Annotated in this window: 34 protein-coding genes and 2 pseudogenes; 1 reads left to right on the plus strand and 35 read right to left on the minus strand. The window is 40.5% G+C overall.

The features are described 5' to 3' along the window. The 34 genes and pseudogenes from EKM61_RS12025 to rpsJ all read right to left on the minus strand — a co-directional run. A partial coding sequence (locus EKM61_RS12025) for a Wzz/FepE/Etk N-terminal domain-containing protein (protein WP_263853552.1) occupies window positions 1–189 on the minus strand: 189 nt, incomplete at its 3' end. Between the two features lie 231 nt (window positions 190–420). Then, a complete protein-coding gene (gene truA / locus EKM61_RS05440; RefSeq protein ID WP_100071634.1) occupies window positions 421–1,191 on the minus strand; it encodes a tRNA pseudouridine(38-40) synthase TruA in 771 nt (256 codons plus the stop codon). A 69-nt stretch (window positions 1,192–1,260) separates the two neighbouring features. After that, the gene (locus EKM61_RS05445; RefSeq protein WP_068225451.1) at window positions 1,261–2,055 is read right to left on the minus strand and encodes an energy-coupling factor transporter transmembrane component T family protein; all 795 of its coding nucleotides are present in this window, start codon (window positions 2,053–2,055) and stop codon (window positions 1,261–1,263) included. Further along, a complete protein-coding gene (locus EKM61_RS05450; RefSeq protein WP_068226249.1) occupies window positions 2,045–2,923 on the minus strand; it encodes an energy-coupling factor ABC transporter ATP-binding protein in 879 nt (292 codons plus the stop codon). Before EKM61_RS05450 ends, EKM61_RS05445 begins: the two co-directional genes overlap by 11 nt. Next, the gene (locus EKM61_RS05455; protein ID WP_068225452.1) at window positions 2,899–3,747 is read right to left on the minus strand and encodes an energy-coupling factor ABC transporter ATP-binding protein; all 849 of its coding nucleotides are present in this window, start codon (window positions 3,745–3,747) and stop codon (window positions 2,899–2,901) included. Before EKM61_RS05455 ends, EKM61_RS05450 begins: the two co-directional genes overlap by 25 nt. A 531-nt stretch (window positions 3,748–4,278) precedes the next feature. Beyond that, window positions 4,279–4,662: a 50S ribosomal protein L17 gene (rplQ, locus tag EKM61_RS05460; RefSeq protein WP_068225453.1), complete on the minus strand. Its 384-nt coding sequence runs from the start codon at window positions 4,660–4,662 to the stop codon at window positions 4,279–4,281. 43 nt (window positions 4,663–4,705) lie between these two features. Next, window positions 4,706–5,644 carry a DNA-directed RNA polymerase subunit alpha gene (locus EKM61_RS05465; RefSeq protein WP_068225454.1) on the minus strand — a complete coding sequence of 313 codons (939 nt, stop codon included), beginning with the start codon at window positions 5,642–5,644 and terminating at the stop codon, window positions 4,706–4,708. An 87-nt stretch (window positions 5,645–5,731) separates the two neighbouring features. Next, window positions 5,732–6,121: a 30S ribosomal protein S11 gene (gene rpsK / locus EKM61_RS05470; RefSeq protein ID WP_068225455.1), complete on the minus strand. Its 390-nt coding sequence runs from the start codon at window positions 6,119–6,121 to the stop codon at window positions 5,732–5,734. A gap of 24 nt (window positions 6,122–6,145) precedes the next feature. Beyond that, window positions 6,146–6,511, minus strand: coding sequence for a 30S ribosomal protein S13 (rpsM, locus tag EKM61_RS05475; RefSeq protein WP_068225456.1), 366 nt, complete (start codon window positions 6,509–6,511; stop codon window positions 6,146–6,148). A gap of 33 nt (window positions 6,512–6,544) precedes the next feature. Further along, the gene (gene rpmJ, locus EKM61_RS05480) at window positions 6,545–6,661 is read right to left on the minus strand and encodes a 50S ribosomal protein L36 (RefSeq protein WP_068225457.1); all 117 of its coding nucleotides are present in this window, start codon (window positions 6,659–6,661) and stop codon (window positions 6,545–6,547) included. 75 nt (window positions 6,662–6,736) lie between these two features. Then, entirely contained in the window at window positions 6,737–6,955 is a 219-nt protein-coding gene (infA, locus tag EKM61_RS05485; protein ID WP_068225458.1) for a translation initiation factor IF-1, read from the minus strand. Window positions 6,956–7,218: 263 nt separating this feature from the next. After that, the gene (locus EKM61_RS05490; protein ID WP_068225459.1) at window positions 7,219–7,878 is read right to left on the minus strand and encodes an adenylate kinase; all 660 of its coding nucleotides are present in this window, start codon (window positions 7,876–7,878) and stop codon (window positions 7,219–7,221) included. A 60-nt stretch (window positions 7,879–7,938) separates the two neighbouring features. Further along, window positions 7,939–9,237 (minus strand): preprotein translocase subunit SecY, encoded by a 1,299-nt coding sequence (secY, locus tag EKM61_RS05495; protein WP_068225460.1) that lies wholly within the window; start codon window positions 9,235–9,237, stop codon window positions 7,939–7,941. Beyond that, complete coding sequence (gene rplO, locus EKM61_RS05500) at window positions 9,237–9,671, minus strand: 50S ribosomal protein L15 (protein WP_068225461.1); 435 nt, start codon at window positions 9,669–9,671, stop codon at window positions 9,237–9,239. Before rplO ends, secY begins: the two co-directional genes overlap by 1 nt. A 22-nt stretch (window positions 9,672–9,693) precedes the next feature. Next, window positions 9,694–9,876, minus strand: coding sequence for a 50S ribosomal protein L30 (gene rpmD / locus EKM61_RS05505; protein ID WP_068225462.1), 183 nt, complete (start codon window positions 9,874–9,876; stop codon window positions 9,694–9,696). Window positions 9,877–9,890: 14 nt separating this feature from the next. Next, on the minus strand, window positions 9,891–10,397 hold the full coding sequence (gene rpsE, locus EKM61_RS05510) for a 30S ribosomal protein S5 (protein ID WP_068225463.1): 507 nt from the start codon (window positions 10,395–10,397) through the stop codon (window positions 9,891–9,893). Window positions 10,398–10,418: 21 nt separating this feature from the next. After that, complete coding sequence (gene rplR, locus EKM61_RS05515) at window positions 10,419–10,784, minus strand: 50S ribosomal protein L18 (RefSeq protein ID WP_068225464.1); 366 nt, start codon at window positions 10,782–10,784, stop codon at window positions 10,419–10,421. Between the two features lie 35 nt (window positions 10,785–10,819). Then, window positions 10,820–11,356, minus strand: coding sequence for a 50S ribosomal protein L6 (gene rplF, locus EKM61_RS05520; RefSeq protein ID WP_068225465.1), 537 nt, complete (start codon window positions 11,354–11,356; stop codon window positions 10,820–10,822). 28 nt (window positions 11,357–11,384) lie between these two features. Beyond that, complete coding sequence (gene rpsH / locus EKM61_RS05525; protein ID WP_068225466.1) at window positions 11,385–11,783, minus strand: 30S ribosomal protein S8; 399 nt, start codon at window positions 11,781–11,783, stop codon at window positions 11,385–11,387. A gap of 29 nt (window positions 11,784–11,812) precedes the next feature. Further along, window positions 11,813–11,998 carry a type Z 30S ribosomal protein S14 gene (locus EKM61_RS05530; protein WP_010011761.1) on the minus strand — a complete coding sequence of 62 codons (186 nt, stop codon included), beginning with the start codon at window positions 11,996–11,998 and terminating at the stop codon, window positions 11,813–11,815. A 14-nt stretch (window positions 11,999–12,012) separates the two neighbouring features. Then, window positions 12,013–12,555: a 50S ribosomal protein L5 gene (gene rplE / locus EKM61_RS05535; RefSeq protein WP_068225467.1), complete on the minus strand. Its 543-nt coding sequence runs from the start codon at window positions 12,553–12,555 to the stop codon at window positions 12,013–12,015. A gap of 27 nt (window positions 12,556–12,582) precedes the next feature. Beyond that, on the minus strand, window positions 12,583–12,894 hold the full coding sequence (gene rplX / locus EKM61_RS05540) for a 50S ribosomal protein L24 (protein WP_068225468.1): 312 nt from the start codon (window positions 12,892–12,894) through the stop codon (window positions 12,583–12,585). Window positions 12,895–12,926: 32 nt separating this feature from the next. Beyond that, on the minus strand, window positions 12,927–13,295 hold the full coding sequence (rplN, locus tag EKM61_RS05545; protein ID WP_068225469.1) for a 50S ribosomal protein L14: 369 nt from the start codon (window positions 13,293–13,295) through the stop codon (window positions 12,927–12,929). A gap of 32 nt (window positions 13,296–13,327) precedes the next feature. Beyond that, on the minus strand, window positions 13,328–13,603 hold the full coding sequence (rpsQ, locus tag EKM61_RS05550; RefSeq protein ID WP_075168919.1) for a 30S ribosomal protein S17: 276 nt from the start codon (window positions 13,601–13,603) through the stop codon (window positions 13,328–13,330). Between the two features lie 39 nt (window positions 13,604–13,642). After that, complete coding sequence (rpmC, locus tag EKM61_RS05555) at window positions 13,643–13,840, minus strand: 50S ribosomal protein L29 (RefSeq protein WP_068225470.1); 198 nt, start codon at window positions 13,838–13,840, stop codon at window positions 13,643–13,645. Then, on the minus strand, window positions 13,830–14,264 hold the full coding sequence (gene rplP / locus EKM61_RS05560; RefSeq protein WP_068281101.1) for a 50S ribosomal protein L16: 435 nt from the start codon (window positions 14,262–14,264) through the stop codon (window positions 13,830–13,832). Before rplP ends, rpmC begins: the two co-directional genes overlap by 11 nt. Before the next feature lie 131 nt (window positions 14,265–14,395). Next, a pseudogene (rpsC, locus tag EKM61_RS05565) lies at window positions 14,396–15,040 on the minus strand (30S ribosomal protein S3); the annotation flags it as partial. Between the two features lie 13 nt (window positions 15,041–15,053). Next, a complete protein-coding gene (gene rplV / locus EKM61_RS05570; RefSeq protein ID WP_068225473.1) occupies window positions 15,054–15,401 on the minus strand; it encodes a 50S ribosomal protein L22 in 348 nt (115 codons plus the stop codon). Window positions 15,402–15,419: 18 nt separating this feature from the next. Beyond that, a complete protein-coding gene (gene rpsS, locus EKM61_RS05575) occupies window positions 15,420–15,701 on the minus strand; it encodes a 30S ribosomal protein S19 (protein WP_068225474.1) in 282 nt (93 codons plus the stop codon). A gap of 51 nt (window positions 15,702–15,752) precedes the next feature. Further along, a complete protein-coding gene (gene rplB / locus EKM61_RS05580; protein WP_068225475.1) occupies window positions 15,753–16,592 on the minus strand; it encodes a 50S ribosomal protein L2 in 840 nt (279 codons plus the stop codon). Window positions 16,593–16,628: 36 nt separating this feature from the next. Next, a complete protein-coding gene (rplW, locus tag EKM61_RS05585; protein ID WP_068225476.1) occupies window positions 16,629–16,913 on the minus strand; it encodes a 50S ribosomal protein L23 in 285 nt (94 codons plus the stop codon). Next, the gene (gene rplD / locus EKM61_RS05590) at window positions 16,913–17,536 is read right to left on the minus strand and encodes a 50S ribosomal protein L4 (RefSeq protein WP_068225477.1); all 624 of its coding nucleotides are present in this window, start codon (window positions 17,534–17,536) and stop codon (window positions 16,913–16,915) included. The genes rplW and rplD overlap by 1 nt, the downstream gene beginning before the upstream one ends. 22 nt (window positions 17,537–17,558) lie before the next feature. Next, the gene (gene rplC, locus EKM61_RS05595) at window positions 17,559–18,194 is read right to left on the minus strand and encodes a 50S ribosomal protein L3 (RefSeq protein WP_068225478.1); all 636 of its coding nucleotides are present in this window, start codon (window positions 18,192–18,194) and stop codon (window positions 17,559–17,561) included. Window positions 18,195–18,224: 30 nt separating this feature from the next. After that, window positions 18,225–18,533 (minus strand): 30S ribosomal protein S10, encoded by a 309-nt coding sequence (rpsJ, locus tag EKM61_RS05600; protein ID WP_068225479.1) that lies wholly within the window; start codon window positions 18,531–18,533, stop codon window positions 18,225–18,227. 340 nt (window positions 18,534–18,873) lie between these two features. On the opposite strand from rpsJ, the pseudogene EKM61_RS05605 reads away from it, so the two are divergent. Continuing rightward, window positions 18,874–19,431 (plus strand): annotated as a pseudogene (locus tag EKM61_RS05605) (cysteine hydrolase family protein). Between the two features lie 110 nt (window positions 19,432–19,541). Here the strand turns inward: EKM61_RS05605 and fusA are convergent. Beyond that, window positions 19,542–21,641 carry an elongation factor G gene (gene fusA / locus EKM61_RS05610; protein ID WP_068225480.1) on the minus strand — a complete coding sequence of 700 codons (2,100 nt, stop codon included), beginning with the start codon at window positions 21,639–21,641 and terminating at the stop codon, window positions 19,542–19,544. Window positions 21,642–21,703: the final 62 nt, after the last annotated feature.

Genomic DNA, 21,703 nt, shown 5'->3' on the forward strand with positions numbered 1-21,703 from the left:
AACAAAAAGCACATTCACCGAAGTGAATGTGCCGTTCAAAATCTCCACCAATACGATTTGACAGAGACCCAAAAAAAAGAAAGTAATTATAAAGGCCAACGCGGTGACCAAGACTGTTGACCAAACAATAGTCTTTACGTGTTTCCGTAAAATACCTAAAATATGTTCTAAATCCAACGTTTCGTTCATGAAATACCTCCATCAATTTCATTGCGATAGCTTACTTTATCTACTAAAAGTTTATCCGAAGAGCGCGCAAATACCAAATCTATATTAAAGATTTACAAGATATTGTCCAAATAAGTAGAAATTCTCCATAAAACGCCTACTATATTATTGCACTAAACCTCCACATTTTACCGCTTATCACTTACTTGTCAAGATTTACAAGAAAAAGATCATCAAATTAAAATCGTAATCTCATTTAATTTGATCGGCAGGCCCATCACCATAATAAACTTTTTCGAGGTACAGCCCACTCGCTGCTGCCGTAAGCCGAGCCTGTCTGCGATCCTTAACTGCATAAAGTCGAGGAATATCATGTAATGCTCGTCGCCCATTACCGATCTCCAGCAAAACACCAACCATAATTCGGACCATATTGTACAAAAAGCCATCACCATAGAACTCAAAAATAAGCTCGTTATTCGGTTGGTCAAAGTGAACCGTTGAGGCATAAATGGTTCGAACCTTGTTTTTAATACTGCCCCCTGATGCCGCAAAACTGGTAAAGTCATGGGTTCCAATATAATCTTTAACCGCAATTTGGACTTTTTTAACGTCTAAACTATACTTCCAGTGACCCGTGTAAAAACGTGTAAAAGGATTTGTATAATAATCAAGGTTAACACGGTAGCGATACTTTTTACCAGTCGTATTATAGCGTGCATGAAAATTAGATTCAGCTATTTCACAAGCGACAACCTTAACATCCAAAGGTAACAAACTATTAAGCGCCTTTAACATTTTTTCGGCGGGCAGTAAAAATGGAAAGTCAAAATGAATTACCTGGCCCAGGGCGTGGACACCGGAATCGGTTCGTCCAGACCCACTGACTGGAATTCGTGAAGACTTTGCCATTATCATTAATGCTTTTTCGATAACACCTTGAACTGTGCGCTGATTAGGCTGTAGCTGGAAACCAGCGAATTGGGTACCATCATACGCCAACGTAACTTTATAACGTACCACCATTAATTTTATCCGTCCCTTCTCATAAAAAAAGAGAATGGGCGCTAAATCCCACCTCACAAATTATCATCAACGTAAGATTACTAAAACAACGGTTACTAAGGCAAAAGCAAGTATCGTTAAATTATCCGCAAGTTGCCACGAAAGAACACGGTACTTACTCCGCCCCTCACCACCTTGATAGCCGCGGGCCTCCATTGCCGTTGCTAGATCCTCGGCGCGGTTAAAGGAGCTTACAAACAAAGGAATTAGCAATGGTACAATTGCTCGCATTTGTTGGAAAATATTACCTTCCCCAAAATCGACTCCCCGTGCACGTTGCGCATTCATAATTTTTTCCGTTTCGTCCATTAAAGTTGGCACAAAACGTAACGCAATTGACAGCATTAAGGCAACTTCATAAACGGGAAAGTGAATGACTTTTAGTGGCTTCAAAAGTGACTCAATCGCATCGGCCAAAGATAGTGGCGGTGTCGTCAAAGTTAATAAAGTTGACATAAAGATAATTAACACAAAACGCATAAAAATATAAATCCCGTTAACAACACCGTAACTAGAAATGACAATTGGCCCCCAGGACCAGTAGACTGTTCCACCGCTTGAAAATAACATTTGCAGTAAAACAGTGAATAGAATCAGCCAAATCAAAGGCCGAACGCCCTTAATAAAAAAACCTAGCTTTATTTTCGTTAATAAAATTGCAACCATTGTGAAAAGAAACAAGAAAAGATAAGTTTGCCAATTATCTGCAAGAAAGATAATCCCAACAAAATAAAAACTCATTAACAACTTAACTCGTGGATCTAATCGGTGAACTATTGAATCACCCGGAATAAAACGTCCCAATAATAATTTATTCGACATTATCGTTCCTCCCGGCCTGTGGTAATTGTGGTAACAACTCGTCGGCCAACTCAGTTTCGGTTAATGGCATCTGCTTAAACTGAAAACCCTTTTTAATTAATTGGTCCGCAAATGCAGCTGTCTCGGGAACACCTAATTGTTTATCCCGCAACCATTGAACGTTACTAAAAACCTCGCGCGGTGTTCCGACTTTAACCACGCCACCATTTTCCATGACGACCACTTGATCAGCATAATTTGCCACATCTTCCATTAAATGGGTAATTAAAATAACCGTTAATTGATTTTCTTGATGCAGCCGCTGAACCATTCCCATTATGTCCCGCCGACCCTCTGGATCTAATCCGGCTGTGGGCTCATCTAAAATTAAAACTTCTGGTTTCATTGCTAAAACACCGGCAATTGCCACCCGGCGCATTTGACCACCAGAAAGATCAAAGGGTGAACGTTCCAAAACGGCATCTTTAAGTCCAACCAGCTGAACCATCTCTTTAGCTCGCTTTAACGATTCCTCTTCACTAACACCAAAGTTCATCGGTCCAAAGGCAATGTCTTTTGCTACTGTCTCTTCAAATAATTGACTTTCAGGAAATTGAAAAACCATCCCGACTTTTTGCCGAATGGGTTTTAAATTTTTGTTATTGGTTTCTGGAGTAATGACCCGGTCGCCAATCGTCACAGTCCCACTAGTTGGTTTTAGTAATGCGTTGAGATGCTGCACCAACGTTGATTTTCCACTACCTGTATGGCCAATAATAGCCGTAAAAGCATGATCGCGTAAAGTTAAATTAATCTCGTGTAACGCACGACTCTCAAAGGGAGTTCCAACTTGATAGGTGTAGCCTACATCTTTAAATGTGATGTCCATAACCAATCAACCATCCCTTCTTCATTTAAATATTGCGCAGGAACGATAGTACCACGCTTACGTAATGCCGTTCGTAAACGCTCGGCGTAAGGAACATCAAGACCCATTGCAATTAGCCGATTACCGTAAGCAAAAATTTTTTCCGGGGTACCTGATTCTTGTAATTGTCCATCATCCAGGACAATAATTCGATTAGCATTTTCAGTCTCATCAATATCGTGAGTAATCGATAAAACGGTCATGTTTTCTTCTTCTTTTAACTTTCGAACAATTTCTAAAACCTCAACCCGTCCTTCAGGGTCCAACATACTCGTTGCCTCGTCCAAAATGATAATATCCGGCTGCTGGGCAATAACACCTGCGATGGCAACTCGTTGCTTCTGCCCACCAGATAGACGTGCTGGTTCCCGTTTAGCAAATTCAAGCATGCGCACACGTTTTAATGCCTCATGAACCCGGGTCACCATCTCTTCACGGGGCATTCCGTGATTTTCTAAACCAAAAGCCACATCATCCTCAACCGTTGCGCCAACGAATTGATTGTCTGGGTTTTGAAATACCATTCCGATTTTTTTGCGGATATCCCAAACACTATCTTCAGTTAAGGTTATCCCACCTACTTTGATGGTTCCAGAATCACCTTCGCCAATCGGTAATAGCCCATCAATTGATTTGGCAAGCGTTGATTTTCCGCTACCGTTATGACCAATAATAGCCACCCACTCACCCTGATCAACTGAAAAATTAACATCTTTCAACGCCGGATGTTCCGTTTGCTGCGGGTAGCGGTAATTTAAGTTTGTTACGTCAATAATTTTCGCCAATCTTAAACTCACCTTTATTTAAAGAAGTCATTAAATAAAATAATTGTCTATTAGGCCAATTGGTCAATCTTAAAAAATACTAATTAAATACCTTGACTAAGTTTTAACCATAAAGTCAACCAACATTATTCTGACTTCCGAATTTCACAAGAAAATACAATTAAAAATTAAACAGTCTCCTTGCATATTAATGTTTCAATAATATCATACTTAGGCCGTTTACGTTCTAATTTTTAACGGGATTATAAATTAACTTCGAAAAGTTGTCTAAGTATTTATTCAGTAAAAAAGGAGTTACGTTTAACCGTCATCCTACACGATTAAACGTAACTCCTTTTTGAACACAAAAAAATCACATTCCAAATTGTGTTCCGGTACAGCACCAAACGGTTACGTGTACTGGCCGACCATCGAGCTAGACTTGGAAAAACAACTAACCAACATCATAACACTCTAGTCAAAACAATTCAGAAGTGATCCTCCATAATTAAGTTAAATCATACTATGATTTAACTTCGTCTCGCAGAACTACTAGTCTACCAATTGTAAAACTACCATTGGTGCACCATCGCCGCGACGAGGCATTGTCTTGTAAATGCGGGTATAACCACCAGTACGATCAGTGTAACGTGGGGCAATATCGGCAAATAATTTTTGTAAGACAGTTTGAATAACAACGTTTTCGTCTTCTTCATGAACATCAGCGACCTCATCACGAACAAAAGCAGCAGCATGACGACGGGCAGCTAAATCACCCTTTTTACCTAAAGTAATCATCTTTTCAGCTGTTTTACGAACTTCCTTAGCACGAGCTTCAGTAGTTGTAATCTTTTCATTCATGATTAAATCAGACGTTAAATCGCGAAGTAAGGCCTTACGTTGTGAGCTTGTGCGACCTAATTTACGGTAACTCATTAACAGGTTCCCTCCCTTGGTTGGTTATATTACTTAAATGTCACTAGTCCTCTTTACGCAAAGAAAGACCAAGATCAGCTAACTTAGCTTTCACTTCTTCAAGTGACTTACGACCTAAGTTACGAACTTTCATCATATCGGCTTCAGTTTTATTAGTGAGCTCTTGAACAGTATTAATACCGGCACGTTTCAAACAATTGTATGAACGTACTGATAAATCTAACTCTTCAATCGTCATTTCAAGCATTTTCTCTTTATGCGTTTCTTCTTTTTCGACCATGATTTCAGCGTTTTTAGCGTCATCAGTCAAATTAACGAAGATATCCAAATGCTCGGTTAAAATCTTAGCCGCCAAACTAATGGCTTCTCGAGGATTGATAGAACCATCCGTCCAAACATCCAATGTTAACTTATCATAATCATTGCGTTGCCCAACACGGGTACTCTCAACTTGATAATTAACACGACTGATCGGGGTATAAATCGAATCAATTGGTAAAACACCAATCGGCATATCGTCTACCTTATTATCTTCAGCAGCGACATAGCCACGACCTTTACGAACCGTCATCCGTGCGTGGAAATGTCCACCACTAGCGACAGTGCAAATATAAAGATCTGGGTTCAAAACTTCAACATCACTGTCGGCTTCAATATCACCAGCAGTTACTGTTGCTGGACCTTTGACGTCGATTTCGACTGTTTTATCATCATCTGAATCCAACTTCAAAGCAAGCTTTTTTACGTTCAAAATAATCTGGGTAACATCTTCCGTTACACCATCAATGGTTGAGAATTCGTGCAAAACACCATCAATTTGAACACTTGTGACGGCAGCACCTGGTAATGATGCCAATAGAATTCGCCGTAAAGAATTACCCAAAGTCGTCCCATAACCACGTTCTAGCGGTTCAATGACAAACTTACCATAGTTTGTACTTTCATCAACTTTGGTAATGTTTGGTTTCTCAAATTCGATCATTTAGCTTCTTACCCCTTTCAAAACGAGAAGTGTCTTTTAAATATGAAATACGTTTCAGTTTTAAACTCAAAATGAAGCGTACTCACATTAAACACGACGGCGTTTCGGAGGACGAGATCCATTATGAGGAACTGGCGTTACGTCACGAATAGCAGTAATTTCCAAACCAGTAGCTTGCAAAGAACGAATAGCTGCTTCACGACCTGAGCCTGGACCTTTAACTGCGACTTCGACAGCCTTCATACCATATTCCATTGATGCCTTTGCGGCACTTTCTGCAGCCATTTGTGCAGCAAATGGAGTAGATTTACGACTACCCTTAAAGCCTAATGAACCAGCTGATGCCCAAGCAAGAGCATTGCCTTGTGGGTCAGTGATCATAATTAAAGTGTTGTTAAAAGTAGAGTGAATGTGCGCGACACCGGCTTCAATATTCTTTTTTACCCGGCGACGACGTGTTGTTTTTCTAGTTGCCATTAATTGCTAACCTCCCTTACCGAATTATTGCTTTCTACCAGCAATTGATACTTTTTTGCCCTTACGAGTACGTGCGTTGTTTTTCGTGTTTTGGCCACGAACTGGTAAACCACGACGATGACGCATGCCACGATATGAACCGATCTCTTGTAGCCGCTTGATATTTAAGTTAACCTTACGTCGAAGATCACCTTCAACCATAACGTTATCAACAGCAGCACGAATCTTATCTTCTTGGTCTGGTGTAAGATCTTCTTCACGAACATCTTCAGAAACGCCAGCAGTAGCTAAGATTTTTTGTGCAGTTGTATTACCGATACCAAAGATATAAGTTAATGCGATTACGATACGTTTACCACGTGGTAAATCAACACCTGCGATACGAGCCATTAATATGACACCTCCATTAAATTGATTTTTATATTAACCTTGACGCTGTTTATGCTTTGGATTAGCAGAGCAGATGATCATGACACGGCCCTTACGTTTAATAACGCGGCAATGTTCACACATCCGTCGTACTGATGGTCGTACTTTCATGAATTTTACCTCCTATAAAAGCTGAACACATTAGCAATATGACAAACCGTAACTTATTTCGTACCTGCATTAATGCTACTTAAAGCGATAGGTAATGCGGCCACGCGTTAAATCATACGGTGACAATTCAACCGTTACCCGATCACCCGGCAGGATCCGGATATAATGCATTCTGATCTTACCAGAAACCGTTGCTAAGATTGTTGCATTATTTTCGAGTTCAACTTTGAACATCGCATTTGGCAACGTATCAACAACTTTTCCTTCAACCTCAATCACATCATCTTTCGCCACGCAAAAGTACCTCCTTAGTTATATTAGGGTTGCAACTTGCTGAAAACAGGCTGCGCAATTGACAAAAGCCATTGCGCTCATTGCAAGCGCTAAGGACTTTTATACCACATCAATTCAACACATAAAAATGGTGAGAGCTAGCGCACTCACCCTTTCTTATTAAGCCAACGTCCGAATTAGACTTTGGCTAGTTCGAAAAGATAACCTTGCCCATTATAGCAAAAGGACTCTTATGACGCAAGTTAGCAGATCACTCGTCACACTTATTTACCGGCTAATGGATCAAGAACTTTACGAATATCCTGAAAAACCTCATCGATGTCCCGATTACCATCAACGTTGAAAAGTAAATTCTTCTTGCTATAAAAATCCAACAAGGGTGTGTTCATTTTCTCGTTGACTGCCAAACGATTTTTTACCGTCGCTGGCTTATCGTCATCACGTTGGAAAAAGTCATGTCCACCACAGCGATCACAAGTCCCTGCAACCTTAGGTGGATTATAAACTTTATGGTAAGTTGCACCACAAGTCTTACAAATGAAGCGTCCAGTTAAACGTTCCATTAATGATGCTGGATCAACATCGATGTTAATAACACCATCTAATGGTTTATTCAACTCGGCCGTAATCGCCTCTAACGCTTCAGCTTGACTAATTTGTCTTGGAAAACCATCTAGTAAATAACCAACTTTTGTGTCGGCCTCTCCTAAACGATCTTTCACAATACCATTTGTTACTTCATCAGGAACAAGTTCGCCCTTATCAATAAAACTTTTTGCCTTAAGACCAAGTTCAGTCTGATCTTTCATTGCTGCACGGAACATGTCACCTGTGGAAATATGTGGAATATGATAAGTATCAATAATCCGTTCTGCCTGAGTCCCTTTACCGGCACCTGGCAGTCCCATTAAAATGAGGTTCATAATTTTCCCCTTTCAAGATTATAAAGAAAGTGTCAAAGTGAACACTTCAACACACTTTCTTTAACGAATGAAACCAACATAATGTCGTTTCATCATCAATCCTTCAATTTGGCGTGACGAATCGAGTGCAACACCAACAACAATCAACAAACTAGTTCCGCCTAAACCGATTGATTCTGGTAAATTCCAAATATTGGCGGCCAAAATTGGTAGTAAAGCTACAACACCAAGAAAGACTGAACCAACCGTGCTAAGTCGCATCAAAGTCCCAGAAATATACTTCTGGGTCTCCTTACCCGGCCAAACACTAGGAATGTAACTACCTTGCTTTTGCAAATTGTCTGCAACCTTTTCTGGATTGACCTGAACAAAAGCGTAGAAAAAAGTAAAAACAATAATCAACAAAGTATAAAGAATGGAACCAGGAACAGTTGTCATACTGAAAATTTGGGTCATAACTTGGAACCAAGTATCTTCAGAATGCGTACCCTGGAAAGCTTGAAGAATTGTTTGTGGCGTTGCAATAAACGAACTTGCAAAAATAACTGGGATAACACCAGCCACATTGACTTTAAGTGGTAAATAACTTTGATCCCCGGCGTCGGTTACTCTTCGCGTATAGCGAATTGGAATCTTCCGATTGGCCTGCTGAACCCAAGTAACAACTATAACAACAGCTAAAATAGCAACAAATAACAAAACCGAATAGAGCACGTATAACCAGAACTGTGCAGTATCAGGATTAGTGCCAAACCATTCTTGATAAAGTTGTTGAATCCCCGTAGGAATTCGGGCAACAATACCAGCAAAGATGATCATAGAAACACCATTACCAATACCTTTATCAGTTATTTGTTCACCCATCCAAGTTACTAACATGGTACCACCCGTTAAGATGATCCCAATCATAACGTATGTTTGGATATTTGGGTGTTTAACTAAGCCAAGCCCACTTAACGCATTAAAACCGGCCGTAATCCCAATTGATTGAACAAACGCTAATACAATAGTTAAGTAGCGTGTTACTTGATTTAATTTACGTCGACCAACTTCCCCTTGTTTGCTCCACTCAACAAATTTAGGCACAATATCCATTTGTAATAACTGAATAACAATCTGTGCGGTAATGAATGGTGAAACCCCCATTGAAAAGATGGAATAGTTTGTTAAACCACCACCACCAAACATGTTTAACATGCTAACTAATCCTGACGAAGCAATCGACGTCAGTGCCTTGGCATTAACGCCGGGAACCGTTATTTCCGTTCCAAGCCGGAAAATAAACAAAATGCCTAAAGTAAAAATTATTCGGTTACGAATATCTTTTACTTGCCAAGCATTTTTGATGGTCGACAGCATTAAATCACCTCAATTTTACCGCCAGCGGCCTCGACAGCTTTTTTAGCAGCCATCGATGCTTTGCTAACTTTAACTGTTAATTTTTTAGTGACTTCGCCGTTTGCCAATAGCTTAACGCCAGCTTTTTGCTTCTTAAGTAAGCCAGATTCAATTAATAATTCTGGTGTTACTTCTGTACCGTTGTCAAAACGATTTAAGTCGTCAAGACTAACCAGTGCATATTCTTTACGATTAATATTCGTAAAGCCGCGTTTTGGCATACGACGGAATAAAGGCATTTGGCCACCTTCAAAGCCTAAACGTACCTTACTACGAGCCTTTTGACCTTTTTGGCCACGGCCAGCAGTTTTACCGTTACCGGATGAAGTACCACGGCCAACACGATTACGTATTTGACGTGAACCTTCACTTGGTTTTAAATTATGCAATTCCATTGCGTGCGCACCTCCTTATAATTTATTTAGCTACTTCAACGTCCAGCAAGTAGGCAATCTTAAAGATTTGTCCACGAATTGCTGGGTTATCAGGCAATACAACTGAGCTATCAACACGGCCAAGTCCTAAAGCTTTAACAATCCGGCGATGAGCTGGCTTACGATGTGCGACAGTGCGCTTTAAAGTAATTTTTAATTGTGCCATGAATTTCGCCCCTCCTAGTTTTCTAATTGATCGACTGGAATACCACGAAGTTCTGCTACTTTATCAGCACGACGTAACGTCTTTAAACCTTCAATAGTAGCGCGGACCACATTAATTGGTGTGTGAGAGCCTAAGAACTTACTTGTAACATCTTGAACACCGGCAAGTTCCATGATAGCACGGACAGCGCCACCAGCAGCAACCCCAGAACCAGCAATAGCAGGCTTGATCAAAACACGACCACCACCAAAACGACCAATGACTTCATGAGGAACAGTTGTCCCAACAATCGGTACTTCGATCAGGTTCTTCTTTGCGTCTTCAACTGCTTTTCGAATAGCTTCAGGAACTTCTTGTGCTTTACCAGTACCAAAGCCAACATGTCCATTACGATCACCAACAATAACGATTGCTGCGAAACGAAGGCGACGGCCCCCTTTAACAACTTTTGTTACACGGTTAATCGAAACGACATTATCTTCCAAATCCAATTTGTTTGGATCAATAAACGTTGTAGTCATAAATGGGTTTTCCTCCTTTTCCTAGAAATCTAGTCCGTTTTCGCGTGCAGCTTCAGCCAAAGCCTGAACACGGCCATGATATAAATAGCCGCCACGATCGAAGACAACATCTTTCAAGCCCTTAGCAACAGCACGCTTTGCAACTAGTGCACCAACGGCGGTAGCCTGCTCGGTTTTTGCTCCTTCGCTAACTTCTTTATCTAATGTCGAGGCACTTGCTAGCGTCACACCCGCTACGTCATCAATTAATTGCGCGTAGATGTTTTTATTAGAACGATAAATATTCAAGCGTGGGCGCTCAGCAGTACCAGAGATCTTACCACGAACACGTAAATGACGCTTTTGACGTGTCTTATTTTTGTCTGGTTTCGAAATCACAATGTTCACCTCTTAAAATTATTGTTTCAGCTGTTTAAGCTGCATTATTTACCTGTTTTACCTTCTTTACGACGAACATATTCATCGACGTAACGAATTCCTTTACCTTTATAAGGTTCAGGTGAGCGAACGCTACGGATTACAGCAGCAAATTCACCAACATCTTGCTTAGAAATACCAGAAACGTTAATTTCAGTGTTTGAAGGTACTTCTAAACTTAAACCTTCAGGAATTGCCATTTCAACGGGGTTAGAGTAACCAACGTTTAAAACGAGTTTTTTACCTTGTAGTTGTGCACGGTACCCGACACCAACTAATTTTAACTTCTTAGTGAAGCCATCAGTTACGCCTTCAACCATGTTTGCCAAATTGGCACGCATTGTACCATGTAATTCGCGGCCCTTTTTACTGTTATCAACACGTTCAAAACTAATCTTATTACCTTCTATTGTAATAGAAATTAATGGATTAAATTCGCGCGTTAATTCACCTTTTGGTCCTTTAACAGTAACGGTTTCACCCTCACGAGTAACGGTTACTTTTTCAGGAACTTCAATGACTTTATAACCAATACGACTCACGTGTTACACCTCCTTGTTTAAAAAATAATTACCAGATATAAGCTAGTACTTCGCCGCCGACGTTCTTTGCACGTGCCTCTTTATCGGTGAGAACACCTTCAGCAGTAGAAAGAATTGCAATACCTAAGCCGTTTAAAACCTTCGGTACAGCATCAGCCTTAACGTACGCACGTAAACCTGGTTTTGAAATACGTTTCAAACCAGTGACAACACGTTCATTGTTTTTACCATATTTTAAAAATACACGAATTAAACCTTGTTTGTCGTCTTCAATGTATTCAAAATCACGAATAAAACCTTCGCGTTTTAAAATTTCTGAAATACTACGAAGCATATTTGAAGCAGGAACTTCTAGAGATTCGTGACGCACCATGTTGGCGTTACGAATACGAGTTAGATAGTCTGCAATTGGATCAGTCATGACCATTAAATTACCCTCCTTTGAGTTAGACTTTTTTACCAGCTAGCTTTCTTCAAGCCAGGAATTTGACCAGCATGTGCTAATTCACGAAGGCAGATCCGGCATAAATGGAATTTGCGATATACAGAATGCGGACGACCACAACGTTCACAACGTGTATAAGCTTGTGATGAGAATTTAGCAGGACGTTGTTGCTTTGCTACCATTGATTTTTTAGCCAAGATATTTACCTCCTTTATTTTGCAAATGGCATTCCGATTTGAGTTAATAGTTCACGTGATTCTTCATCGCTATTTGCTGTAGTCACAATAACGATATCTAACCCACGAACTTTATCAACTTTATCATAATCGATTTCTGGGAAAATCAATTGTTCACGGACACCTAATGTAAAGTTACCACGACCGTCAAAAGATTTTTTACTGACGCCATGGAAATCACGAACACGTGGTAAGGATACGTTGATGAGCTTATCTAAGAAGTCATACATACGTTCACCACGTAACGTTACTTTAGCACCGATTGACATACCTTCACGCAAACGGAAACCGGCAATCGATTTCTTTGCTTTTGTGATCAATGGTTGTTGGCCTGAAATCAACGCTAATTCTTCAACAGCATGGTCCAAGTTTTTAGCATTTGAAACAGCATCACCAACACCCATGTTCAACACGATCTTGTCAACCTTAGGAGTTTGCATAACAGAAGTGTAATTGAACTTTTCCATCATAGCAGGGGTAATTTCTTTAACATATCTTTCTTTTAAGCGATTAGCCATTAGTTGTTTTCCTCCTTTCAACAAAAGTTATTTATCGATAACTTTGCCAGTTTTTTTAGAAACGCGTACTTTTTTACCGTCTTCAACTTTGTAGCCAACTTTGGTTGGTTCGTTGGTTTCAGGATCAAGTAACATTACGTTTGAAACGTGAATTGGCGCATTTTGTTCTACAATGCCGCCTTGAGGGTTATCGTTCGTTGGTTTTTGATGCTTTTTGATTGCATGTACACCTTCAACGATTACTTGGTCAGTTTTAGGGAAAGCCTTTGTAACGGAACCTTCTTTGCCCTTATCCTTACCACTAATGACACGAACTTTGTCGCCTGTCTTTACGAACATGGAATAGCCTCCTTCTTTATAAAGATTGTTAATTAAAGTACTTCGGGTGCTAAGGAAACAATCTTCATGAAGTTGCTGTCACGTAATTCGCGTGCAACAGGTCCAAAGATACGTGTTCCTCGTGGACTCTTATCAGCGTTAATAATAACAGCTGCATTTTCGTCAAATTTAATGTATGAACCGTCAGTGCGATGGGCACCAGTTTTAGTTCTAACAATGACCGCCTTTACGACGTCACCTTTTTTGACAACGCCACCTGGTGTTGCTTGTTTAACCGTTGCAACGATAATATCACCGATATTCGCTGTCTTTACGCGTGAACCGCCTAAAATTTTGATGGTTAAAATCTCACGAGCACCAGAATTATCAGCGACTTTTAAACGACTTTCTTGTTGGATCACGGAAAGGTCCTCCCTTCGTTAATAATTCAGATTTATAAAATAACCGTTTTTTCAACGATTTCAATTAAGCGGAACCGTTTCTTAGCAGACAACGGACGAGTTTCCATAATTCGAACGATGTCACCAGTTTGCGCTTCATTCTTTTCATCATGTGCGTAATACTTTTTAGTATAACGGATACGCTTGCCGTAAGTTGCATGTTGCTTAACTGTTTGGACAGCTACTGTAATGGTTTTATCCATTTTATCAGAAACAACACGACCCTGAACGACTTTCCTTGCGTTACGTGTTTCATTGTTTTCGCTCAAAATGTTTGACCTCCTATTCCAAAAGTGGTTGTATCGCGACTAGTCTTGGTTTAATTCTTGTTGGCGCAATACTGTCTTAATACGAGCAATATTTTTGCGAACTTGTTTTAAACGAGCTGTATTTTCCAACTGGCCAGTAGCTAATTGGAAACGAAGATTAAATAATTCTTCTTTGTATTCTTTTTCGCGGTCAAGCATTTCAGCAGTGGTTAAGTCTTTAATTTCTTTAGCCTTCATTTGATTCGCCACCTACTTCCTCACGTTTTACAACCTTGGTCCGAATTGGTAATTTATTCGAAGCAAGCCGTAGTGCTTCACGTGCAACTTCTTCAGTAACGCCGCCGACTTCAAACATGATTTTTTCACGTTTAACTGGAGATACCCAGCCAGCTGGCGTACCTTTTCCAGAACCCATCCGGACACCAATAGCTTTTTCAGTATATGATTTGTGGGGGAAGATTCGAATCCATACTCGCCCACCACGCTTCATGTGACGTGTCATTGCAACACGCGCTGCTTCGATCTGACGGTTCGTGATCCATGAAGAATCAAGAGCCTTCAAACCATAATCGCCAAAGGCAACTGTCTTACCGCCTTTCGCTTCACCACGCATGTGGCCACGAAATTCACGACGGAATTTTACACGTTTTGGTACTAACATGTTTAGTTTCCTCCCTTCGCTCCATTATTACGGTTGTTATTGTTACGACCGTTATTGTTGCGGTTGCCGCCACGGTTATTGTTACGACGATTGCCGCCACGGTTATTTGCTGATGGTGCATTATCTTTTAAAGAATCACCATGTGTTTGGCCTGGTAAAATATCGCCACGATAAATCCATGTTTTAACGCCAAGTTGACCATAAGTCGTTTTAGCTTCATCCCATGAATAATCAATATCGGCACGTAGTGTATGCAATGGAACAGTTCCATCTGAATACATTTCCTTACGGGCAATATCAGCACCGTTTAAACGACCAGATACCATTGTCTTAATACCATGAGCACCAGCACGCATTGTGCGTTGAATAGCTTGCTTCATAGCACGGCGAAAAGCGACACGACCTTCAAGCTGTTGTGTAATACTTTCGCCAACAAGATGAGCATCCAAATCAGGTTGTTTAATTTCAACAATGTTGATGTGAACTCGTTTACCAGTTAAATTATTTAATTGTTTACGTAAAGTTTCAACTTCAGAACCGCCTTTACCAATTACCATACCAGGTTTACCAGTATGAATTGAAATATTAACGCGGTTTGCTGCACGTTCAATCTCAACTCGGGAGACAGAGGCGTCAGCTAAACGCTTGCTGATGAAACTACGTACTTTTAAGTCTTCATTTAAAAGTGTGCCGTAATCTTTTTCGGCATACCATTTTGCATCCCAGTCACGAGAAATACCTACTCGTAAACCAAGTGGATTAATTTTTTGACCCACGCGTTATCCCTCCTTATTTTTCAGCTACAACGACGGTGACGTGACTTGTTCGTTTATTAATTGGTGAAGCAGAACCCTTGGCACGAGGACGGAAACGTTTTAACGTTGGTCCTTCATCAACAAAGGCCTGTGCTACAACCAAGTTTTCAGCATCTAAGTCGAAGTTGTTTTCAGCATTGGCAATAGCTGAATTCAATACTTTAGTAACGATTGGTGAAGCAGCTCTAGGCGTAAACTTCAGAATCGCAATTGCATCAGCAACACTTTTACCCCGGATCAAATCAACCACTAAGCGAGCTTTACGAGGCGCGATCCGAACAGTTTTAGCAATTGCACGTGCTTCAGTAACTTGTTCTGACATATTTTATCCTCCTCTCGCTTATTTAGCAGCCGTACGGCGATCGTCGCCTGAATGACCGTGGAACGTACGTGTTGGTGCAAATTCGCCTAATTTATGGCCGACCATGTCTTCTTGAATGAAAACTGGGACATGTTTCCGTCCGTCATAAACTGCGATTGTATAACCAATAAAACTTGGGAAAATCGTAGAACGACGTGACCAGGTTTTAATAACAGATTTTTTATCTTGGTCTGCTTGCGCAGCAATTTTTTTCAATAAATGTTCATCGGCGAATGGTCCTTTTTTTAAGCTCCGACTCATTATGAAACCTCCTTTTCAGCATTAATTATTCTAAAATAGCTCAGTTTAAAATTAATGTTTACCACGTTTACGTCCACGTACAATGAATTTAGATGATTGCTTGCGAACGTTACGCGTTTTCTTACCAAGGGTTTTCTTACCCCATGGTGACATTGGAGATGGATGGCCGATAGGTGCTTTACCTTCACCACCACCATGTGGATGGTCGTTAGGGTTCATTACAGAACCACGAACAGTTGGGCGAATGCCCATCCAACGTTTACGACCGGCCTTACCGATATTGATCAACTCATGTTGTTCATTACCGACAGAACCAATTGTTGCACGGTTAACAAGGAGAATCATACGAACTTCACCAGAACCTAAGCGAACCAAGGCGTATTTGCCTTCTTTACCTAAGACCTGGGCTGAAGCGCCAGCAGAACGAACTAGCTGACCGCCATGACCTGGCTTTAATTCAATGTTATGAATAACAGTACCAACTGGAATGTTAGTTAGTGGTAAAGAATTACCGGGCTTGATATCAACATCAACACCTGATTGAATCCTTGTACCAACTTCTAGTCCTTTTGGTGCTAGGATGTAAGCTTTAACCCCATCTTCGTATTGTAGTAAAGCGATATTAGCCGAACGGTTCGGATCATATTCAATTGCTTTAACAATTGCTGGGACATCATCTTTTTGACGTTTAAAATCAATCAGACGATATTGACGTTTATGACCGCCAGCACGATGGCGAACGGTAATATGGCCGTAATTGTTACGACCAGCCGTCTTTGTGGTGTATTCCGTCAATGACTTTTCTGGTTTTGTCTTTGTAATTTCGGCAAAATCGGAGCCAGTCATATTACGACGACCATTGGTAGTTGGTTTGTATACTCTAATACCCACGTTTTTCCCTCCTAAATTTTTATTTTCGTTTAATTATTAGTCTTCAAAAATCTTAATATCTTTTGAATCTGCTGTTAAAGCAACAATTGCTTTACGGCGTTTTTTAGTCAAACCAACAAATTGGCCTTGACGTTTCTTTTTGCCGCGAACGTTCATGATATTAACGTTTTTAACTTTAACATCAAAAATTTCTTCAACCGCATATTTGACTTGCGTCTTGTTTGCGCGCACATCAACTTCAAAAGTATATTTTTTATCATCCATTTTGGCCATTGAAGCTTCAGTAACCATTGGACGTAAAACAACATCGCGTGCTTCCATTATGCAAGAGCCTCCTCTACTTGAGTGAGAGCAGCTTGAGTCAGGATTAATTTATCGTTAGCTACAACATCTAACACGTTAACACCATTTGCAGGGATAACCGTTACATTTGGTAAGTTGCGTGCAGCTAGTGCAGCCTGATCATTGCCGTCTTCAAGAACTACTAATGCTTTTGTTTGTACATCTAAGTTTTTAAGTGCTTCAGCAAAAAGTTTTGTTTTTGGTTGTTCAAAACTCAAGGCATCAACGATAACTACGTTTTCATCAATAACCTTTTGCGATAAAACAGACTTAATTGCTAAGCGACGAACCTTCTTAGGTAATTTATAACTATATGAACGAGGTGTTGGGCCAAAGACCGTACCACCGCCACGCCATTGTGGTGAACGAATTGAACCTTGACGAGCACGACCAGTACCCTTTTGACGCCATGGCTTGCGACCACCGCCACGTACAGCGCTACGGTTCTTAACAGCGTGTGTACCTTGGCGTAATGATGCACGTTGCATCAAAATGGCATCAAAAACGACATTTTCATTAGGGGCAATACCAAAAATGTCGTCGTTTAAAGTAACGTCGCCATTTTGGCTGCCATCTTGCTTGTATAATGCTACAGTTGGCATTTAGAAATCCTCCCTTCCGCTATTATTTTGCTGTGTTTTTAACAGCATTCTTGATCGTAATCAATGATTTCTTAGAACCAGGAACATTCCCTTTAACTAAGATAACATTGCGATCTGTATCAACACGTACGATTTCTAAGTTTTGAATTGTTACAGTGTTATTACCCATGCGACCTGGTAATTGCTTGCCGGGGAAAACACGGTTAATGATGGCACCCAATGAACCAGGACGACGATGATAACGAGAACCATGCGCCATAGGTCCACGGTGTTGGTTATTCTTTTTAATAACACCCTGGAAACCATGACCCTTAGTTGTACCCGTTACGTCGACGATTTCGCCGGCTTCGAAAGTATCAACTTTGATTTCGTCTCCAACTTTGATATCTCCTAAAGCAACGTCGCGAAATTCGCGAATGAAGCGCTTAGGAGCAGTTTTAGCTTTTGCTACATGACCCTTAGCAGGCTTGTTTGCTAACACATCACGCTTATCTTGATAACCTACTTGAATAGCTTCGTAACCATCAGATTCAACTGTCTTAACTTGCAACACAACGTTAGGTGTTGCTTCAACAACTGTAACTGGGATTAATTCACCTGATTCAGTAAAGACTTGCGTCATACCTACTTTTTTTCCTAAGATTCCTTTTCTGGTCATGAGTACACCTCCAATATAAATGTATTTGAACTATAGTTTAATTTCGATATCCACACCACTTGGTAAATCGAGCTTCATTAACGCATCAACAGTTTTGGGTGTTGGGTTAACAATATCGATTAAACGCTTGTGAGTGCGCATTTCAAATTGTTCACGTGAGTCTTTAAACTTATGTGTTGCACGAAGCACTGTATAAAGTGTCCGTTCGGTTGGCAATGGAATAGGACCTGAAATTGTAGCGCCCGTCCGTTTTGCCGTTTCAACAATCTTTTCAGCAGATTGGTCTAAAACACGATGTTCGTATGCTTTTAACCGAATCCGAATCTTTTGTTTTGCCATGTTTTTCCCTCCTTCGTTCGTTTTAAAAATGAACTTGCTCCGTGAAAATTCCCAACACGCCCGCCATGGCAAAGCAGCCGGGTGTGTCGCAACCTTTCACATCTAAGCTCCTGTATTCCATTAATACAGGGATACTAACTCTTCAAAATTAGCACCTTGTCTATTGTACAAGAAAATAAATTATCTGACAAGACTTTTCTCGTAAAATCAATATTTAAATTTCAAATCAATGGACAACGCTTGCTAGTGTACCATATGTTTTTAACTTTGACTAATATTACTTGACAGTAACTACTATCCTTCGTATGCTTAGCACAACTTTAAACTAGAGGTGATTCAATTGGCACATGAAAATGAAGCATTACTTATTATTGATTATACTAACGATTTTGTTGCAAAGAATGGTGTCTTAACTGCCGGCTTACCTGCTCAGGCGTTAGCGCCAAAAATAATTCAATTAGCGAATCAGTTCGTCAACCAAGGCAGTTGGGTAATTTTACCAACTGACGTCCATACACCTCATGATCCTTTCCATCCTGAAAGCAAACTTTTTCCAACGCATAACGTCCGTAATACTTGGGGCCGCCAATTCTTTGGTGCTTTACAACCATGATTTGAGCAGCATCAAAATGATGAGCGCGTTTATATGTTTGATAAAACTCGCTACAGTGCTTTTGCCGGGACAGATCTAGATCTTCGTTTACGCGAACGTAAAATTACGACGTTAAATCTGGTTGGTGTCGATACTGATATCTGTGTGCTGCACACTGCCGTTGACGCTTATAATTTGGCTTACCAAATTATCGTCTACCAGCAGGCGACGGCGACCCTGAATCCAGAAAGACAGTCCTGGGCATTGGATCACTTCAAATCTATTTTAGGGGCAACGGTGCTATAGATTAGTTAGCCTTTCCCTATATTATATAGAAGAAACAAAAAAGACAAGACGATTTATCCACTTGAGATAAATCGTCTTTTAATTGTACAGCGATAGTTACTTTTGCTGAATTAGTCTTCGGCTGGTGTACCGCCATTTTTCTTAATAATATCAGCTTGAACAGACTTAGGAACGGCCTCATAATGATCAAACGTCATTGTGAATGTTCCACGGCCCTGTGTTGCAGAGCGTAAAGTCGTTGCGTAACCAAACATTTCAGATAATGGAACCATCGAGTTAACTAATTGCGAGTTACCACGTGCTTCCATCCCTTCAACACGACCACGACGAGCTGTAACGTGACCCATAACATCACCTAAGTAATCTTCTGGGGCAACAATTTCAACTTTCATGATTGGTTCAAGGATAACTGCGCCAGCCTTTTTAGCAGCCGCGCGTAGTGACATTGAAGCGGCAATCTTAAATGCTGCTTCACTAGAATCGACATCATGGTAAGAACCATCATAAAGCCGAGCCTTAACGTCAACTAATGGATAACCAGCTAAAACACCGTTAGCCATCGATTCTTTCAAACCTTGTTCAACTGCTGGAATAAATTCACGAGGAACAACCCCACCAACAATATCATCGGTAAATTCAAAGCCGCCACCCTCTTCGTTAGGAGTGAATTCGACCCAAACATCACCATACTGACCTTTACCACCAGATTGGCGAATAAACTTACCTTGAGCAGAGGCCTGTTTGGTAAATGTTTCACGGTAAGCAACTTGTGGTGCACCAACAGTTGCTTCAACGTTAAATTCACGACGCATCCGGTCAACAATGATATCCAAATGAAGTTCGCCCATGCCGGCAATCAAAGTTTCACCAGTTTCAGGATTAGTTTCAGCCTTGAAAGTAGGATCTTCTTCAGCAAGCTTTTGTAAGGCAACATCCATCTTATCTTGATCGGCCTTAGTCTTAGGTTCGATTGAAACCTGAATAACTGGATCTGGGAATTCCATTGATTCAAGAATCAATGGGTGCTTAACTGATGTCAAAGAATCACCAGTTGTCGTATTCTTTAAACCAATTGCGGCTGCAATATCACCAGAGAAAACTTCAGGAATTTCTGTCCGGTGATTTGAATGCATTTGGAGTAAACGACCAACACGTTCACGTGTATCCTTAGTTGCATTCATAACGTACGAACCAGATTCAAGTGTACCGGAGTAAACTCGAATAAAGGTTAACCGGCCAACGAATGGATCGGTTGCAATCTTAAATGCTAAGGCAGCGAAATCTTTATCATCCCCTGCAGTCAATTCAACGTTTTCACCCGTTTCAGGATTAGTTGCATTGTATGGCTTAACATCAAGTGGTGATGGTAAGAAATCGTTAACCGCATCAAGCATCATTTGAACACCTTTGTTTTTAAAAGCTGAACCAGCAAGTACTGGATAAGCTTCTAAGTTTAAAGTTGCCTTACGAATAGCTGCTTTGATTTCATCCTTGGAGATTTCTTCACCTTCAAGGTATTTTTCCATAATGCCATCATCGATATCAGCTAACTGCTCGATCATTGCGTTACGGCGTTTTTTAGCTTCTTCCATATATTCATCAGGTACGTCTACAGTGTCCCATTTTGTACCTAATTCATCTTCGTCATAAAGGTCAGCCTTCATTTCGATTAAGTCAATGACACCTTCGAAGTTATCTTCAGCACCAATTGGCATTTGAATAGGTAATGCATTAGCTTGTAGCCGATCCCTAATCGTATCAACAGAATAGTCAAAATCTGCGCCGATTTTATCCATTTTATTGATAAAAACAATCCGGGGAACACTATAAGTTGTTGACTGACGCCAAACATTTTCGGTTTGTGGTTCAACACCGGCCTGAGCATCAAGTACAACTACTGCGCCGTCTAAAACACGTAATGAACGTTCTACTTCAACGGTGAAATCAACGTGTCCTGGAGTATCAATGATGTTAATACGGTGATTTTTCCACTGTGCTGTTGTTGCAGCAGAAGTGATTGTAATCCCACGTTCTTGTTCTTGTGCCATCCAGTCCATTTGTGAAGCACCTTCATGGGTTTCACCAATCTTATGAATCTTACCGGTATAGTACAAAATACGTTCAGTCGTAGTCGTCTTACCAGCATCAATATGTGCAACGATACCAATATTCCGTGTTCGTTCTAATGGAAATTCACGAGTATTTGCCATTTAAGAATGTTTCTCCTCTCGTTTAAAAAGCTGATTAAACAGCCTCAATAATTAGCGTAACT

This window comes from Loigolactobacillus backii, assembly GCF_003946275.1.
Classification (GTDB): Bacteria; Bacillota; Bacilli; order Lactobacillales; family Lactobacillaceae; genus Loigolactobacillus; species Loigolactobacillus backii.

Excerpts from the sequence above, each read along its gene's own strand:
- EKM61_RS05465 (WP_068225454.1), bottom strand. The coding sequence starts at position 5,644 with ATGATCGAATTTGAGAAACCAAACATTACCAAAGTTGATGAAAGTACA.
- rpmC (WP_068225470.1), bottom strand. The coding sequence starts at position 13,840 with ATGAAGGCTAAAGAAATTAAAGACTTAACCACTGCTGAAATGCTTGAC.
- secY (WP_068225460.1), bottom strand. The coding sequence starts at position 9,237 with ATGCTGTCGACCATCAAAAATGCTTGGCAAGTAAAAGATATTCGTAAC.
- EKM61_RS05445 (WP_068225451.1), bottom strand. The coding sequence starts at position 2,055 with ATGTCGAATAAATTATTATTGGGACGTTTTATTCCGGGTGATTCAATA.
- rpsE (WP_068225463.1), bottom strand. The coding sequence starts at position 10,397 with ATGACTACAACGTTTATTGATCCAAACAAATTGGATTTGGAAGATAAT.
- fusA (WP_068225480.1), bottom strand. The coding sequence starts at position 21,641 with ATGGCAAATACTCGTGAATTTCCATTAGAACGAACACGGAATATTGGT.
- rplD (WP_068225477.1), bottom strand. The coding sequence starts at position 17,536 with ATGCCAACTGTAGCATTATACAAGCAAGATGGCAGCCAAAATGGCGAC.
- rplW (WP_068225476.1), bottom strand. The coding sequence starts at position 16,913 with ATGGAAGCACGCGATGTTGTTTTACGTCCAATGGTTACTGAAGCTTCA.
- rplC (WP_068225478.1), bottom strand. The coding sequence starts at position 18,194 with ATGACCAGAAAAGGAATCTTAGGAAAAAAAGTAGGTATGACGCAAGTC.
- rpmD (WP_068225462.1), bottom strand. The coding sequence starts at position 9,876 with ATGGCACAATTAAAAATTACTTTAAAGCGCACTGTCGCACATCGTAAG.
- rplO (WP_068225461.1), bottom strand. The coding sequence starts at position 9,671 with ATGGAATTGCATAATTTAAAACCAAGTGAAGGTTCACGTCAAATACGT.
- rpsH (WP_068225466.1), bottom strand. The coding sequence starts at position 11,783 with ATGGTCATGACTGATCCAATTGCAGACTATCTAACTCGTATTCGTAAC.
- rplV (WP_068225473.1), bottom strand. The coding sequence starts at position 15,401 with ATGTCAGAACAAGTTACTGAAGCACGTGCAATTGCTAAAACTGTTCGG.
- EKM61_RS05490 (WP_068225459.1), bottom strand. The coding sequence starts at position 7,878 with ATGAACCTCATTTTAATGGGACTGCCAGGTGCCGGTAAAGGGACTCAG.
- rplE (WP_068225467.1), bottom strand. The coding sequence starts at position 12,555 with ATGGCTAATCGCTTAAAAGAAAGATATGTTAAAGAAATTACCCCTGCT.
- rpsM (WP_068225456.1), bottom strand. The coding sequence starts at position 6,511 with ATGGCTCGTATCGCAGGTGTTGATTTACCACGTGGTAAACGTATCGTA.
- rpsS (WP_068225474.1), bottom strand. The coding sequence starts at position 15,701 with ATGAGTCGGAGCTTAAAAAAAGGACCATTCGCCGATGAACATTTATTG.
- EKM61_RS05450 (WP_068226249.1), bottom strand. The coding sequence starts at position 2,923 with ATGGACATCACATTTAAAGATGTAGGCTACACCTATCAAGTTGGAACT.
- rpsJ (WP_068225479.1), bottom strand. The coding sequence starts at position 18,533 with ATGGCAAAACAAAAGATTCGGATTCGGTTAAAAGCATACGAACATCGT.
- rplX (WP_068225468.1), bottom strand. The coding sequence starts at position 12,894 with ATGTTCGTAAAGACAGGCGACAAAGTTCGTGTCATTAGTGGTAAGGAT.
- rpsK (WP_068225455.1), bottom strand. The coding sequence starts at position 6,121 with ATGGCAACTAGAAAAACAACACGTCGTCGCCGGGTAAAAAAGAATATT.
- rplP (WP_068281101.1), bottom strand. The coding sequence starts at position 14,264 with ATGTTAGTACCAAAACGTGTAAAATTCCGTCGTGAATTTCGTGGCCAC.
- rplQ (WP_068225453.1), bottom strand. The coding sequence starts at position 4,662 with ATGAGTTACCGTAAATTAGGTCGCACAAGCTCACAACGTAAGGCCTTA.
- rpmJ (WP_068225457.1), bottom strand. The coding sequence starts at position 6,661 with ATGAAAGTACGACCATCAGTACGACGGATGTGTGAACATTGCCGCGTT.